The following is a 15,131-nucleotide window of genomic DNA, read 5'->3' on the forward strand; positions in this document are numbered from 1 at the left end:
GTCTCACAACGGGATCACCGTCGCGTCGTACTCGATGCGCTGGTGCAGCCGGGCCGAGGTCCGCCAGGGGTGCTCCTCCCCCAGGACACGCGTCAGGCCTTCCACCGCTTGGGCGTTGAGCCGGTCCGCCTCCGTCGAGTGGCCGAGTCCGCGATGGTCCAGGGAGAGGTTCGCGACACAGACGAGGGTGAACGGGTGGTCTTCGCCCACCGCCTCGGTGAGCAGGGGCAGTGTCGCGCTGTCGACCTCCAGGGCGCCGACGAAGTCGAGCCGGGCGTAGTGGTCGTTGGCCCGGCCCAGTGCGGCGGCCAGGGAGTAGACGTGCCGCTCCCCCAGATCCGCCCGGAGCCGTTCCCCCGCGACCGTGTCCAGCCGCTCGGCCTCCTCCACCTCGCCCAGGGCCCGCAGCGTGGCGGCCACGTTGACCATGGCGCACAGGGTGTACGGGTGGTGCTCGCCGAAGATGTCCCGGTAGTGGTCGAGGATCTGCCGGCCGAGATGCCGGGATTCCTCGAGCCTGCCCGCGATCCTGCGGTCGACGACCGCCGCCAGGGCTGCTCCCAGGGTCTCCGGGTACTCCGCTCCGTACCGGGTGGTGAAGCGCTCCAGGATCTCCTCGACCAGCTCCTCCGCCTCGTCCAGGTGTCCGGCGCGGCGTCGGCAGATCGCGAGATTCAGGGCGGCCCGGATCGTCGCCGCGTTGGTGGGGCCGAAATGGGTCCGATAGGTCTGGTACGTCGTCTCCTGCAGGGCCCGGGCCTTGCGGAAGTCACCCGCCTCGCGGGTGTCCGCCGCCAGGGCGCTCAGGGTGTTGAGGGTAAGGCCGCTGGTCGGACCGTAGAGCAAGTGGCGCTGCCTGGACGCCTCTTCGTCGATCTCCATGGCCCGTCGGAAGTCGCCGTTCACCCGGAGCGAGACGCCGTAGCTGTGGGCCGCGTTCAGTGTCGTCGGGTCCTCCGGACCGTAGAGGTCGCTCGCCCGCTCGAAGGCCTCGGCGCTCAGCTCCCGGGCGGCGTGGAAGTCGCCCCGGTAGCGCAGCGAACCGGCCATTTGGAGCATGGAGTCGATCAGCTCCTCCTCCGGGATCGGCGCGGTGCGCGAGACCTCCATGGCCCGTTCACTCAGCGCCGCGGCCTCCGGGATCCGGCCGAGGTGCTGGAGGTAGAAGCCGAGCATCTTGGTGATCCGGATGACGTGCAGGTCCTCCCCGGCCGACTGCTCGCTCCAGGCTTCCCACGCCCGCCGGGTCAGGTCCTCGCCCGCCTCGTGGGCGCCCCAGTAGTAGAGGAAGGTGACCATGTCGAACACCAGGTCCCGCACCCAGCCGTCGGAGCTTTCGACAGCATCCGAGGCGATCACATGGGGCAGCAGTCCGAGGTAGGCGGGCCACTGTTCCGGGGAGGCCGGCAGCCCCGGTTTGGCGGTGGTCAGGAGCAGGTGGGCGGCGTTACGCATCGCCTCCCGCTCCTCCGGGCCGAGCCGGGCGACGATCACGTTCTGCATGAGCCGGTGCATCTGGAGCGTGCCGGCCTTGTGGTCGAGGCGGACCAGCGAGAGCTTGCTCAGATCGCGGGTCGCGCGGGCGAGCAGCAGCGGGTCGCGGAGCACGGGATCCAGCTCGGGGGTGATCTGGACGTTGCGGCCGCCGCGGAGCATGTTCAGCGGGATGGGTTCGGGCGCCATGCAGGCGCAGATCTGCAGGAGTTGGCGGGCGGCCGGGTTCTCGGCGGTGAGCCTGCCGAGCGAGATGTCCCAGACCGCCGCGACAGGCAGCGGGTAGTCGGGGGAGGGGGCCAGTTCGAGGATCTCGGGGCGGCGTTCGTCCAGCAGTCGGAGGTACTCGTCGACCGGCATGCCCGTGGCCGCGTGCCAGGCTCCGGCCTGCTCGACGGCCAGCGGCAGATCGCCGAGCGCCTCGGCGAGCCGGCCCGCGTCGTCGGTACTCAGTCCCCGGGCGCGGCGCTGGAGCAGGGCGACGCTCTCCTCGCGGTCGAAGACGTCGACGCTGAGGGGCGTGGCGACCCGCTCCCACTCCCGGTTGCGCGAGGTGACGATGATCTTCCCCGGGCCCCCGTTGGGGAAGTAGGAGCGCACGGACTCGATGTCCTCGGCGTTGTCGAAGACCAGCAGCCAGTTGTCGAAGGGCTTTCCGGTGCGCAGGGCCTCGCGGACGGCGGGCACGGCGGTGTTCGCCTGCGGCCCGACCTCCAGGCCCAGGCCGGCCGCCAGCTCGGCGAGCGCGGCCAGGATCAGGCTCTCCTGTTCGGCGGGGATCCACCAGATGACGTTGTACTCGCCGCTGTGGCGGTAGACGTACTCCACCGCGATCTGCGACTTGCCCACGCCGCCGAGGCCGTGCAGGGCGTGCGGGAGGACCGCCGTCGTCTCGTCCTCGGTCAGCTGCCGCTCCACGGCGGCGAGAAGGGACTCGCGGCCGGTGAAGTTGGGATTCTTAGGGGGGACGTTGCCCATGATCTTCGGCTGGCCCGAACGGACGAAGCGTGCTTCCGGCGCTTTGACGTTCATCTCCGCGTGAGACCTCCGGGCTGTGTCGTCAGCTGGTACCGAGGTGTCAGCTGCTGTGGGTGTCGTGGGCGGCACGGGTCCTCCTGGTGAAACGACGCTTTCCGGTGGCAGCTTTGCCCAATTCGGGGCGTCTTTCATCGATTCCGCACCGATCTCACCCGGGTGGGCAGGGAGACCGCTCAGCGGGCGGACCAGCCGGGTGGCCACCCGGGCGGCCCGTCCGGCGTACGGGCCTGCCAGCGCCCGGAGAACCGCGAGTTCGATCCTCAGCCAGGGGCGGGAGCCGGGCTCCGTGCCGGGCAGCGCGGTGCGTACCGGATCGTGGAGGGCGGCGCGGAGCCGGGCACCATGCCCCTGGCTCGTCCGCAGCTCCGCCAGCAGGCCCACGGTGCGGGCCAGTTGGGTTCTGGTGCTGGTGGCGAGCAGCGCTTCGCGTACGTCGTCGGCGAAGTCCGGCCCGCTCCCGGCGTCGGTGTCCCAGTCGATCAGCCCGCCCATCATGACCTCGGCGAGGTGCTCGGGCCCGGCGTCCGGCAGGGCCACGTCGCGCAGCTCCTGGATGACGGCGAAGTCCATCGGGGCGAGGGCGAGCAGCACGGCGAGCTGCCGGGCCAAGGGGCTGGCGAGCGAGCGGAATCTGCGTACGGCGGCGGCCGCACGGGGGCCGCCGCCGACCGGGGTGCGCAGCCCGGGGGCGGAGGCCCCCTTGGCCATCGCGCCCGCCAGGACGACCGGCAGCGTTCGCCGCACCCCGCGCTCGCCGGTCACCAGGTCGGCCCAGGCTCGGAAGGACCCGGCGTGGGCGCTGAGCACCGGTACGGGCACGGTGTCGTCGTCCGGTTCGGGCAGCGGCCGGATGGGGTCGTGGGCGCCGAGGGGCGGGCGGCAGTGGAAGCGGCGGTTCGGCGCGCCGAAGCCGGCGGCGTCCAGTTGGGCGCGGAAGGGGAACAGCGAGGAGCGATGGCGCAGATAGGGCGGCAGGAGGTGGACGATCGCGGTGGGCCCGCCCGAGGTGAGCCGTTCCAGTAACCGGTCGGCCCCAGGGCCCGCCCAGCCGTGCGCGAGCCCGTCCGTGACGACGAGGAAGAGCCGTGCGCTCCGGCCGTCGAGGAGTTCGGCGGGGTCGCCGTCGCGTCCGCCGGGCCAGCACAGGGCGGGTTCTCCCTCGGCGGTGGGAAGGGTCACCCCGACGGTGCGGACATCGCGGAAGGACCCACTGCGGGCCGCCTCGTCGGCGATCTGCTGGACGGTGCCGTGCCACGGCGGCATGGTGGGGGCCCGGTCGACGAGGAGCACCAGGTCGAAGGCGCGCTCACGGTCGGGGAGGAAGTAGGGGATCCACAGCCCGTCGGTGAGCCCGTGCTCGGCCGTGCTCTCCTCGTCCAGCACACCGCGGCCGCCGGTGGGCAGCCTGCGGCCCAGCCCACGCAGGGACCTGGCCAGCCGCAACGGGACCGTCCGCGCGGCCCGCGTACCGGGGCCAGGCAGCCGGTCGGGGCCGGTGCGCGTGCGCTCCTGGACGGTCCGGATCTCCCGTTCGTGCGCCGCGGGGCCCGGCTGCCCGGAGACCCCGGGCACGGCATCGCGCGCGGGGGCGGACAGCGGGTCGGGGACCTGGGCGGGCAGGGGTTCGGGCACCTCGGCGGTCGGTGGCTCGTCGGGTGACAGGCGGGCGGGCCGGGGCGTGTCGGGGCGCCGTTCGGCGGGTGGAGTGTCGTCCGGCGCGGGCCCGGTGGCGCGGTCGGCGCCGATCCGGGCGGCGGCGAGCCATGCGGCGTCGGCGAGCCCCGTCCAGTCGGCCCCGCCCTGGTCGTACGGGCTGTCGTCCTCGGTCCGGTCGCCGGTGGCACGATCGGGGGAGGCGGCCGGCGCGGACGCGGCGTCCGGAGCGCGCTCCCTGGGCAAGCCGTTCATCAGCGGCCCTTCGAGAGGTCTCGGAGGAGCATCTCGAGGAGTTTACGCCCGTCGGCATCCGCTTGAAAACCGCCCGCGGTGGTCAGCTGGACGGCGTTGAGCAACTGGTCGATCGACTGGGTGCCGCCGCCGCGCAGCCGGTTCTCGAACTCGTCCACCAGCGCCTCGACGCCCTCCGGGCGCTGCCGCAGATGGCTGACGACGATCCCGATCAGCTGCTCACGGCCCGGCGGCTCCATCTCCAGCGGCAGGCAGCGGCGGCGGAACGCGGCGGGGAACTCCCGTTCGCCGTTGCTGGTGATGACCACGACGGGGAACTGCGCGCACTCGACCCGGCCGCCCTCGACGCTCGCCGTGCCGCGCGGGTCGTCGGTGAACACGGTCGCCGACTCCTCGTTGCTGCGGACGAGTTCGGGGATCTCGTAGCTGCCGTTCTCCAGGACGTGCAGGAGGTCGTTGGGCAGGTCGATGTCGCTCTTGTCCAGCTCGTCGACGAGGAGCACCCGAGGGCGCTCGTAGGGGAGCAGCGCGGTGCCGAGCGGGCCGAGGGTGACGAAGTCGCCGAGCGCGGGCGGCTTTTCACCGGACACCGGGTCGGTGCCGGGCGGGTTTCCGGTGTCGCCGGCCCGCCAGGCCGCGATGGCCTGGGCACGGCCGATCGCGTCGTACGCGTACAGGCCGTCCTTGAGCGTGCTGCGGCTGACGACGCTCCACGCCAGGACCCGGCCGAGCCTCAGCTCACGGGCGATCAGATAGGCGAGGGTGGACTTGCCGACGCCCGGCGGGCCGGTGATGAGGAGCGGACGGCGCAGCAGCAGGGCCGCGTTGACCGCGTCGATCTCCTCACGGCGCAGTTGCGGGCCGTCCTGGACCCGGCCGAGGCGGCGTTCCGCGGCTCGGTCGTCGTCGGGCGGGGGCGGCTGGAGGGACCCGCCGGGGAAGGTGCGCCAGGGCGGCGGCGCGGGCAGCTCCGGCGGCTCGCCTCCGGGCGCCTTGCCGGTCGCGTGGAAGACCCACCACGGGGGCGGCGGCGACGGGGGGGCGGCAGAGGTCTCTCCGGTCATGCCGACAGCAACTCCTCACGATCGACCAGTCGGTGAGGATCGTCCCAGAGAAAGGCGATGTGCCGGCCCAGCCACAGCGGACCGTCCTCCTCGATCTCCGCTCCGACCCTCAACCTGTTCACCGTTTCCGGCAGTTGTGCGTACGAGTGGCCCAGGAGCAGGGTGAGGAGCTCGCTGGACTGCGACGTGCTCTTCAGCCTGCGGTCCCAGGCGGCGAGGCCGACGCCCTCGACGACGGCGGTCTGGAGTGCCTCCAGGCCGCGCCCCTGGACGGCGGGCTCGTCGAGGATGACCGCGGTGAGCGACTCGTCGCCCGCGAGCTGCGCCCGCCAGCGTTCGAATCCGCTCCGGTCCGCCGCCTTCCACCGGTGGGCGGCCGGGGCGGGCGCGGTGCGCAGCCGGTCCCAGCGGGCCTGCCAGCGGCGCAGCTGCCCGGCGTCGCCGCGCATCCGGTCCAGGCTGCGCAGATGAACCCGGTAGCGCATCCCGATCGGCCACGACCTCGGGGTTCGGGTACCCAGCTCCAGGCGGGCCATGTCGTGGTTGAGCAGGTCGAAGGGCAGGAGGAACTCGACGTGGACGGGGCCCGCGCCGGCCGCGGTGCGCTCGGCCCACAGCGACTCGCCCCGGTCGACGGCGCGTTCGACCGCTGTGGCCAGGGTCTCCAGGGTGGCGGTCTCCACAGAGCCCGGCTCCGGCCGCCAGTAGCCGGGGACCTTGTTGATCCAGTGCCGGACGAAGACGTCCGGTGAACCGTCCCGGGCCGGGTCGACCATCACGACGAGGCAGCGGGGCACGGTCGGGTCGGGGGCGGCGGGGTGCTTCAGGCGCTCCCGGCAGCCGGCGAGCGCCTCGACCGCCCCGGGGACGGGCCCCCGGGCGTCGCCGGCCGGCGCGGTGGGGTCTCCCGCGGCCCACCGGTCCGACCACACCCGCAGCGGTGCGCCGCGCTTCGCCGAGGTGGCCGCGGCCACCTCGACCAGCACCACAGCGGCCGGAAGACCGTCGGCGCACGCGGTCATGTCCAGTGCGTGGTCGAAGAGTTCGGCTGGTGTCCCGTGGTCGGGCAGCTCCCCGGGCAGTTCCTCGGCGAGGAGGGCGCGCAGCCGGCCGGCGTCGATGTCCGCCGTCTCACCGAGCAGTCGGCGCGCCTGGCGGGCGACGTCGTCGGCGAAGACGGGCGCGGGCCAGGCGCCCGGCCGCTCGCCGTCGGTCCGGATGCCCGCCTCGGCGGCGATCCGGTCGGCGTCGTCCTTGCCGGAGACGGCGCGGACCGCGTAGATCAGCGCCTCGGGGCCGCCGGGGCGGTGGATCACCTTGCGGACCACATGCGTCATGTCGATGCGGGGGGTGGTGTCCGGGTAGGTCAGTTCGATGTCGAGCCGGTACGCCACCACGTCCACGAACTCGAAGCGCTGACTGCGGTCCTTGACGCAGTCCAGCAGTGTCAGCGCATCGACCAGGATCTGCACCAGGTCCGGTCCCGGGCGCCCGTGCGGGACAGCGTTCATCGCCGACCATCCCCCCGCCGAGTCGGTCCAACTCACATGGCTGAACGCGAAGTTACCACGGTTGAATCTTCGGCAACCAGGATCTTGCCGGGCCCCGTCGGTCGCGCCGTCAGCCCAGGAGAACGGGGAAGGCGGCCATGTCGTTCTGCGTCATCACGGGAAGTTTGGTGATCTCCTCGTCCGGGACGGCGAGGCGCAGTCCGGGGAAGCGCGCGAACAGGGCGGGCAGCGCGATGCCCGCCTCGACGCGCGACAGGGCGGCGCCGGGGCAGATGTGCGGGCCGTGGCCGAAGGTCATGTGGCGGTTGCGGGTGGGCCGGGTGATGTCGAAGGCGTCGGCGTCGGGGCCGTGCTGCTCGAGGTCGCGGCCGATGGCCCGGTAGGAGATGACGACTCCCTCGCCCTTGCGGATCACTTCGTCGCCGACGGCTATGTCCTCGGTGGCGAACCGCATCAGCAGGTGGGTGGTGGGGGTGTCCCAGCGCAGCGTCTCCTCGACCACCGCGTCCCAGCCGATCTCCCCGTCGAGCACCTTGCGCAGCTGCTCGGGGTGGGAGAGGAGGGCGCGTACGGCGTTGAGGACGAGTCCGATGGTGGTCTCGTGCCCGGCGGCGACCATGGCCTTGAGGTTGCCCACCACCTCCTCCTCGGTGAGCGGTTCGCCGCCCTCCTCGGCGAGGATCAGCGCACTGGTGAGGTCGTCCGTCGGCCGGGCGGTCTTCTCCCGTACGAGGTCGGTGTAGAAGACGTCCAACTCGGCGAGCAGGGCTAGGCGTTCGTCCTGCGGGGTGAGCATGGAGAAGAACGCCTTGTACTGCCGGGTGAGCATGGCGTGCTGGGACTCGTCGACGCCCATCAGCATGCCGACGACCTTCATCGGCAGCGGCTGGGCGAACACCGCTTTCAGGTCGACGACCCCGTCCTCGCCGCGTGCGGCGTCGAGGGCGTCCAGCAGTTCGTCGGTGAACTTCTCGATGTCCGGGCGGATCGCCTCCAGGCGGCGGGGGGTCAGCGCCTGCGAGGTCTTGGTGCGCAGCCGCCGGTGTTCGGCCCCGTCGACGGTGAACATGGAGCGTCCGGCGTCGATCATGCCGATCAGCGGCCATGCACGTGTCACCACTCCGCTCTGCCACAGGCCCCAGGCGTCGATGTCCTTCACCAGCCGCGGGTCGACGAGGAGTTGGCGTGCCTCGGCGTGCCGGGTGACCGTCCAGGCCGGGACGCCGAGCAGGTCTATCCGGGCGAGGACCCCGGCGTCGCGCAGCCGTACGGTCTCGCCGTCCAGGTCCTGGACCATGGGGTCGATGGCGATGACCCCGGCGTTCCGGGCGGCTTCGGCGTGCGGGCAGTTCACAACGCGTCTCCTGTCGTGCGTACGGGGGTGAAGCGGACGGGCAGCGCGGTCGTGCCGCGCAGGAAGGCGGACGGCCGGCGGACCAGGTCGCCGGCGGGGACGGCCAGTTCGAGATCGGGCAGCCGGTCGAGCAGCACTTCGATGCCGGTACGGGCGATGATCTCGGCGATCTCCTGGGCGGGGAAGGGGCAGCGGTACTCGCCGTGGCTGAACGCCAGATGGGCGCTGTTGCCGCCCTGCCCGGAGCGGACGGCGGAGGCGGTGACCTGCTGCCGGATGTGGGGGTCCGCGTTGGCGGCGCCGAGGCCGAGCAGCAGCATGTCGCCGCGGGCGATGCTCCGGCCGCCGAGCCGGGTGTCGCGCGCGGCCCAGCGACCGGCCAGGATCTGGGTGGGGCCGTCCTCCCAGAGCACCTCGTTCATGGCCTCGGCCACACTGTGCCGGCCGCCGGACAGCGCGTCGGCGAACTGGTCCTCGGTGAGCATCAGCCGGGTGGAGTTGCTGATCCAGTCGGCGGTGGTCAGGTGCCCGGCGGCCGTGATGGCCATGAGGTCGAGCGCGTACTCCTCGTCGGTGAACGGCCCGGGATGGGCCAGCATCCGCGAGGTCACGTCGTCGCCGGGCCGGACCCGCTTGTCCGCGACGAGCCGCTGCATGTGCTCGCCGAAGCGCAGGTGCGCCTTCTGCGCGTCGGGCCCGCCGTCGGCGAGGTCCTTGAGCACGCGCGCGATGTCGGCGCCCTCGTCGTCGGGGAAGCCGACGAGCCGGGCGAGCACGAGGACGGGCAGCGGCTCGGCGTACTCGGCGACGAGGTCGGCGGTTCCCCGGCTGCACACGGCGTCGATGAGCCGGTCGGCCAACTGCTCGCAGTGCTGCCGGATGTGGAAGGGGTCCGCCCCTTCGAGGGCGGGGACGACCATGTCGACATGGCGGCGGTGCTCGGCCCCGGCGGTGAAGTAGATGGACGGCATCGGGGTCCCGACCATGGGCAGCAGCGGCCAGTCGGCGGGGATGTTGCCCCACTGGTTCCACAGGGAGACGTCCCGGGGGTACAACTCCCCTTCGCTGGTGACCTGATGGAGTTCCCGGTAGCCGATCACCAGCCAGGCGGGAAAGCCGCCGGGCAGCTCGACCGGGACGACGGGACCGTGTTCGCGCCGCATGGAGCGGTAGAGCTCCTGGGGTTCGGCGTCGAAGCCGGGGCCCCCGAGCGCGACGGCGCCGGTACCGGCGCCCACGGGACATCCGCCGCCGGTGCCGGTCGGGGACGCGGGCGTGGCGGACGGGGGGTTCGTCATCGTACGGACTCCAGTGGCGGCGGCTTCGCGCGTTGCGACCATACGATCAACGCGGCACCACTATAAGGAGGTTACGTGAACGTTTGGGCCCTGTTCGCGCTCATTTTCGCCCGAACCCCGAACGATGCGGGCCCGCCCTCCGCGGAGCCGGACCCCGCCCCGGCCTCGCACCGCAGTACCGCCGCTCTACGATCGGGAGCGTGTGCGCAGACGTCATGGTCGCCGAGGACGACGAGAAGCAGGCCGAGCTGGTACGCCGCTATCTGGAACGGGAAGGACACGCCGTACGGGTCGTGGGCGACGGCCTCGCCGTGCTCGACGCCGTCCGGCACCGGGAACCCGACCTGCTGGTTCTCGATGTGATGATGCCCCGGGCCGACGGCCTGGACGTGGTGCGTGTACTGCGGTCCGAGGACCGCGAACTGCCCGTGCTGATGCTGACCGCGCGGTCGACCGAGGACGATCTCCTGCTCGGTCTCGACCTCGGCGCCGACGACTACATGACCAAGCCCTACAGCCCGCGCGAACTGATGGCGCGGGTCCGCACCCTGCTGCGGCGCACCCGGCGGCCCGCCGCCCCGGAGCCGGTGGCCGAGGATCCGGTCCTGCGCGTCGGCGACCTCGTGGTCGATCCGGGGCGGCACGAGGTGTCGGTGGGCGGCGGACCGGTGGAGTGCACCCCGGGCGAGTTCCGGATCCTGGCGGCCCTGGCCGCGGAGCCGGACCGGGTGTTCAGCCGTCAGCGGCTCCTGGAGGAACTCCACGGGTTCGACCGCTACATCAGCGCCCGGACCGTCGACGTGCACGTCATGAACCTGCGCAAGAAGATCGAGCGGGCCCCTCGGCGGCCGGAGCGGCTGCTCACCGTCTTCGGCGTCGGCTACAAACTGACCGACCCGGCGAAGGCCGCGGCCCGGCGTGCGTAGGAGACGCGGGCACGGCGGCGCCCGGGAGCAGGAGCCGCGCCGGGCGGATCGGGCGCGGCTGCCGCTGCGGCGGAGCCTGCTGGGGCGGCTGCTCGCCGTCTCGGCGCTGGTGGCCGCGTGTTCGGTGGCGGCCACCGCCTGGATCGCCGTACAGACCACCTCGGGCGCGATCAAGCAGGAGCAGGGGCAGAACCTCACCGCGGACGCCCGTATCTACGACACCCTGCTGGAGTACGCCGCCCGCAACCCGACCTGGGACGGGGTCGGGGCGACGGTCCGCAAGCTGGCGCGGGAGTCGGGCCGCCGGGTCGCCCTGACCACGCAGGGCCGGCAGCCGCTCGCGGACTCCGCCACCGAGCCGACCGCCCCGGCGCTCCCGCCGCAGGCGTCGGCGGTGGTCGACCCGTTGTCCGTGGACACCGTTCTGGCGGTGCGCGGCGCCGACGGGCAGGGGACGGGCGCCGACCGGATCGACCCCCGGGCGGTGGGTCCTTTCCGGCTCTCGGCGGCCGACAGCCGGGCGTTGCGGCGGACGGCCGACGACAAGGTGGCGTGCCTGAACCGGGCGGGGATCGCCTCGGACGTGGTGGTCGGCGCGAGCGGCCGCCCCCGGGTGCAGATCGTCGGCAACGACCCCGAACGCGCGCTCGGCACCCGCTGCGATCTCGCCGCCCTGGACACGCCCACCCGTTCGGAACGCAAGGCGCTCGACGCGCTCAGCGAACTGGCCGACGCCTGCCTGAAGCGCCAGGGCCGCGAGGGCGTACGGCTGAACAACGATCTGTCCTGGGGCGATCCGGCCCCGGTGGCCGTGCCGGGCGAACCCGGGGCGGTCGTACCGCGGCCGGTGCCCGCGCCGCGCGACGCCCCGGCGGAGCAGGCCGCGCCGTCGGTCGAGATGCCGGAGCTGACCGGGGAGAACGACCGGGCCATCGCGTCCTGTGTGGGCACGGCCCGCAGCGAGCAGCTCAGTTCGTACGTGGCCTCCCCCGCCCTCCTCTTCATCGGCGACGAGGGCGGCGCGACGCTGCCCGGCTTCGACCTCTCGCCGGCGAACACCGCGAGGATCGCCGGGGCGGCGGCGCTCGTGCTGGCCCTCACGGTGGGCGCTTCGGTGTTCGCGGGAGCCCGGCTGGTACGCCCGCTGCACGCGCTGACCGGCGCCGCACAGCGGATGCGGGACGGGGAGCAGCCGGCGTCGGTGCCCGTGTCGGGGGACGACGAGGTCGGGCGGCTGGCCGCGGCGTTCAACGACATGTCGGCCCATCGGGCGCGGTTGGAGGAGCAGCGCAAGGCGATGGTGAGCGATGTCGCCCATGAGCTGCGCACCCCGCTGAGCAACATCCGGGGCTGGCTGGAGGCCGCCCAGGACGGACTGGCCGACCCCGACCCGGCGTTCGTCTCCTCGCTGCTGGAGGAGGCCGTGCTGCTCCAGCACATCATCGACGACCTCCAGGACCTGGCGGCGGCCGACGCGGGGGCGCTGCGCCTGCATCCGGAGCCCGTCGAGGTCCGGGAGCTGCTGGGCCAGGTCGCCGCCGCGCACCAGGCGCGGGCGGAGAACGCGGGCGTCACGCTCGCCGTCACGGCACCCGCCCCGGGCCCGGCGCTGAGCGCGGACCCGGTCCGGCTGCGGCAGGCGGTGGGCAACCTGGTGTCCAACGCCGTACGGCACACGCCGGAGGGCGGGCGGGTGACGCTGCGTGCGTACGTCGCGGGGCGGGACGCCTCCGGGCCGTACGCCCCCGGGCCGAACGCCTCCGAGGATGGCTGCGGGACGGTCGTGATCGGCGGCGGGACGGTGGTGATCGAGGTGGCCGACACCGGATCCGGTATCCCCGCGGACGACCTCCCCCATGTCTTCGACCGCTTCTGGCGCGCCGAGAAGTCCCGCAGCCGCCGCACGGGCGGCAGCGGCCTGGGCCTGGCCATCGTCCGCAAACTGGTCGAGGCGCACGGCGGCACCGCGGAGGCGACGAGCACCGAGGGCGAGGGGTCGACGTTCGCCCTCCGCCTGCCCGGAGCTGAGCCGCCGTCCGCGCCCTGATGGGATGACCACAGCGTTCTGACAGCTTCTTCATATCTCCACGCCAGCCTGGCGGCATGCCCCGTCCCCGGTGCGAACCGGCATCCGGGACCGTCACGGGGCCGAGTATGGAATGGAGCCATCCGTATGACCGCTTTCCCCTCGCGCACCACCCTGCGCGCCGCCGTCCTCGCCGCTGTCGCGGCCGGCGCGGTGCTGGTCCCGTCCGCCGCCGCCTTCGCCGACGCCTCCCCGAAGCCGTCGGCGCCCGTCGAGGCCACACCGGCCCCGGAACGGAGCGAGGCCGCCGCGGAGGCCCCGTCGGAGGCCCCGCAGGACGCCGCCCCGGCAGTGACCCCGCGCGGCGGTGTGGCGGCGGGCGACCGCCCGGCACCGGCGCCGAAGCAGGCCGCGCCCGCGGAGGCGGCCCCGTCGGTCACCCCGCGCGGTGGTGTCGCCGCCGGTGAACGCCAGGCCGGCAACGGCGACAACAGCACCACGCTGCTCGCCGGTTCGGCGGCCGGGACCGCGCTGCTCGCGGGCGCGGGCACGATCGTGCTGCGCCGCCGCTCGGCGGCCGGCCACAACGGCTGACCCGACCGCTGACTGTGGCGCCGCCCCGCACCGGGGCGGCGCCACACCCACACCCCCCGTCCCACCCTGACTCCGGAGTCTGCTGTGCTGTCGCCCCGTACGCCCCACCTCTTCCGGCGGACCGCCGCCCTGCTGACCGCCGTCGCGGCCTGCGTCGCCCTGGCCGGATGCTCGTCCGCCGAGCCCTCCGCGGCCACGGCCGCCGCCCCCTCCGCGTCGGCGCGGGACGAGGCGGGCTCCGGATCGACCGCCCCGCCCCGGGCCGACGAGACGGAACGGTCGGCTCCCACGGAGGTCTCCATCCCCTCGATCGGCGTACGAAGCACCCTCATGGAGCTGGGCCTCAACGCGGACGGCACGGTCGAGGTCCCGCCGGCGGAGAAGGGTATGACGGCGGGCTGGTACCGCGGCGGGTCCGTACCCGGCGCACCGGGCCCGGCGGTACTGATCGGCCACAACGACACCCGCTTCGGCCGGGCCGTCTTCCACGACCTCAAGAACATCCGCGAGGGCGCCGAGGTGCTGGTCCGCGACGGCGTGGGGAAGACCCTGCGCTTCACGGTCACGGGAAAGGAAGCGGTCAGCAAGAAGGCGTTCCCCACCGAGAAGGTCTACGGCCCGACGAAGGGCAGCACGCTGCGGCTCATCACCTGCGACGGGGAGTTCGACGCGGAGGGCCACCCGGTGGACAACCTGATCGTGTACGGCGCCCTCGCCTGAGCGGCGCCGAACACGAGCCGGCGTGTCCGGCCGCGATCCGGATGGCAGCCGATCGGACAGACTCGTGCCACCCGATGTCTACCCGTGGGTAACTGCCGCTGCTTGGATGGGGGACGCCCGGTACGCCCCCCACTCGACCACAGGAGACCTCGTGCCGAACACCGCGTTCCGCCGCCTGACCGGCGTCGCCCTGTCCGCCGCGCTCGCCACCGCCACCCTCGCCGCGAACGCTCCCCAGGCAGCGGCTGCCGAGACCCCGTCGCTGCGGGTGCTCTCGTACAACGCGTTCCTCTTCAGCAAGACGCTGTACCCCAACTGGGGCCAGGACCACCGGGCGGCCGAGATCCCGAAGACGTCGTTCTTCCAGGGCAACGACGTCGTGGTGATCCAGGAGGCCTTCGACAACGGCGCCTCCGACGCGCTGCTGCACAACGCCGCCGCCCAGTACCCGCACCAGACCCCGGTGGTCGGCCGGAGCAAGAGCGGCTGGGACGCCACGGGCGGCTCCTACTCGGCGACGACGCCGGAGGACGGCGGCGTCACCATCCTCAGCAAGTGGCCGATCGTGCGCAAGGAGCAGTTCGTCTTCAAGGACGCGTGCGGTGGCGACTGGTTCTCGAACAAGGGCTTCGCCTACGCGGTGCTGAACGTGAACGGCGCCCGGGTCCACGTCGTCGGCACCCACGCCCAGTCGACCGACCCCGGCTGCTCGGCGGGCGAGGCGGCGCAGATGCGCAGCCGGCAGTTCAAGCAGATGGACGCGTTCCTCGACGCGAAGAACATCCCGGCCTCCGAACAGGTCGTCGTGGTGGGCGACTTCAACGTCGACGGGCACTCGGCGGAGTACGCGTCGTTCCTCTCCGACGCCGGCCTGACCACCCCGGACTCCCGGACGGGCCACACGTACTCCTTCGACACCCGCGACAACTCCATCGCCTCCGAGCGCTACCCCGACGACCCGCGCGAGGACCTGGACCACGTCCTGCACCGTACGGGCCACGCGAAGCCGTCGGGCTGGAAGAACGATGTGATCAAGGAGCAGAGCGCCCCGTGGACAGTGTCCAGCTGGGGCAAGAAGTACACGTACACGAACCTCTCCGACCACTACCCGGTGATCGGTTCGGGCCAGTGACCGTCCTCTGACGTGGTGGTCCCCCCGGCACCTCGCCGGGGAACCACCACCTGGGCGGGCACGGGA

Annotated in this window: 10 protein-coding genes; 5 read left to right on the plus strand and 5 right to left on the minus strand. The window is 73.0% G+C overall.

The window, feature by feature from the left end:
• Nucleotides 1-3 precede the first annotated feature (3 nt).
• From fxsT to IE134_RS21345, 5 genes are all read right to left on the minus strand, one after another.
• On the minus strand, nt 4-4,440 hold the full coding sequence (fxsT, locus tag IE134_RS21325; RefSeq protein WP_189431385.1) for an FxSxx-COOH system tetratricopeptide repeat protein: 4,437 nt from the start codon (nt 4,438-4,440) through the stop codon (nt 4-6).
• Complete coding sequence (locus IE134_RS21330) at nt 4,440-5,504, minus strand: AAA family ATPase (protein ID WP_189431387.1); 1,065 nt, start codon at nt 5,502-5,504, stop codon at nt 4,440-4,442. The genes fxsT and IE134_RS21330 overlap by 1 nt, the downstream gene beginning before the upstream one ends.
• Nucleotides 5,501-7,015 (minus strand): VMAP-C domain-containing protein, encoded by a 1,515-nt coding sequence (locus IE134_RS21335; RefSeq protein ID WP_030711854.1) that lies wholly within the window; start codon nt 7,013-7,015, stop codon nt 5,501-5,503. Before IE134_RS21335 ends, IE134_RS21330 begins: the two co-directional genes overlap by 4 nt.
• 109 nt (nt 7,016-7,124) lie before the next feature.
• On the minus strand, nt 7,125-8,369 hold the full coding sequence (locus IE134_RS21340; protein ID WP_189431389.1) for a cytochrome P450 family protein: 1,245 nt from the start codon (nt 8,367-8,369) through the stop codon (nt 7,125-7,127).
• Nucleotides 8,366-9,667, minus strand: a complete 1,302-nt coding sequence (locus IE134_RS21345) for a cytochrome P450 (protein ID WP_098019901.1) — start codon at nt 9,665-9,667, stop codon at nt 8,366-8,368. The genes IE134_RS21340 and IE134_RS21345 overlap by 4 nt, the downstream gene beginning before the upstream one ends.
• 215 nt (nt 9,668-9,882) lie before the next feature.
• Between IE134_RS21345 and IE134_RS21350 the strand changes: the two genes are divergently transcribed.
• From IE134_RS21350 to sph, 5 genes are all read left to right on the plus strand, one after another.
• A complete protein-coding gene (locus IE134_RS21350; protein ID WP_030711860.1) occupies nt 9,883-10,593 on the plus strand; it encodes a response regulator transcription factor in 711 nt (236 codons plus the stop codon).
• Complete coding sequence (locus IE134_RS21355; RefSeq protein ID WP_373296770.1) at nt 10,586-12,640, plus strand: sensor histidine kinase; 2,055 nt, start codon at nt 10,586-10,588, stop codon at nt 12,638-12,640. The genes IE134_RS21350 and IE134_RS21355 overlap by 8 nt, the downstream gene beginning before the upstream one ends.
• 126 nt (nt 12,641-12,766) lie before the next feature.
• Entirely contained in the window at nt 12,767-13,213 is a 447-nt protein-coding gene (locus tag IE134_RS21360) for a hypothetical protein (protein WP_030711863.1), read from the plus strand.
• Nucleotides 13,214-13,297: 84 nt separating this feature from the next.
• Nucleotides 13,298-13,933, plus strand: coding sequence for a class F sortase (locus tag IE134_RS21365; protein ID WP_030711866.1), 636 nt, complete (start codon nt 13,298-13,300; stop codon nt 13,931-13,933).
• A 151-nt stretch (nt 13,934-14,084) separates the two neighbouring features.
• Nucleotides 14,085-15,065, plus strand: a complete 981-nt coding sequence (gene sph / locus IE134_RS21370; RefSeq protein ID WP_098019902.1) for a sphingomyelin phosphodiesterase — start codon at nt 14,085-14,087, stop codon at nt 15,063-15,065.
• Nucleotides 15,066-15,131: the final 66 nt, after the last annotated feature.

The organism is Streptomyces rubiginosohelvolus (genome assembly GCF_014649875.1).
In the GTDB taxonomy this organism is placed as follows: domain Bacteria; phylum Actinomycetota; class Actinomycetes; order Streptomycetales; family Streptomycetaceae; genus Streptomyces; species Streptomyces rubiginosohelvolus.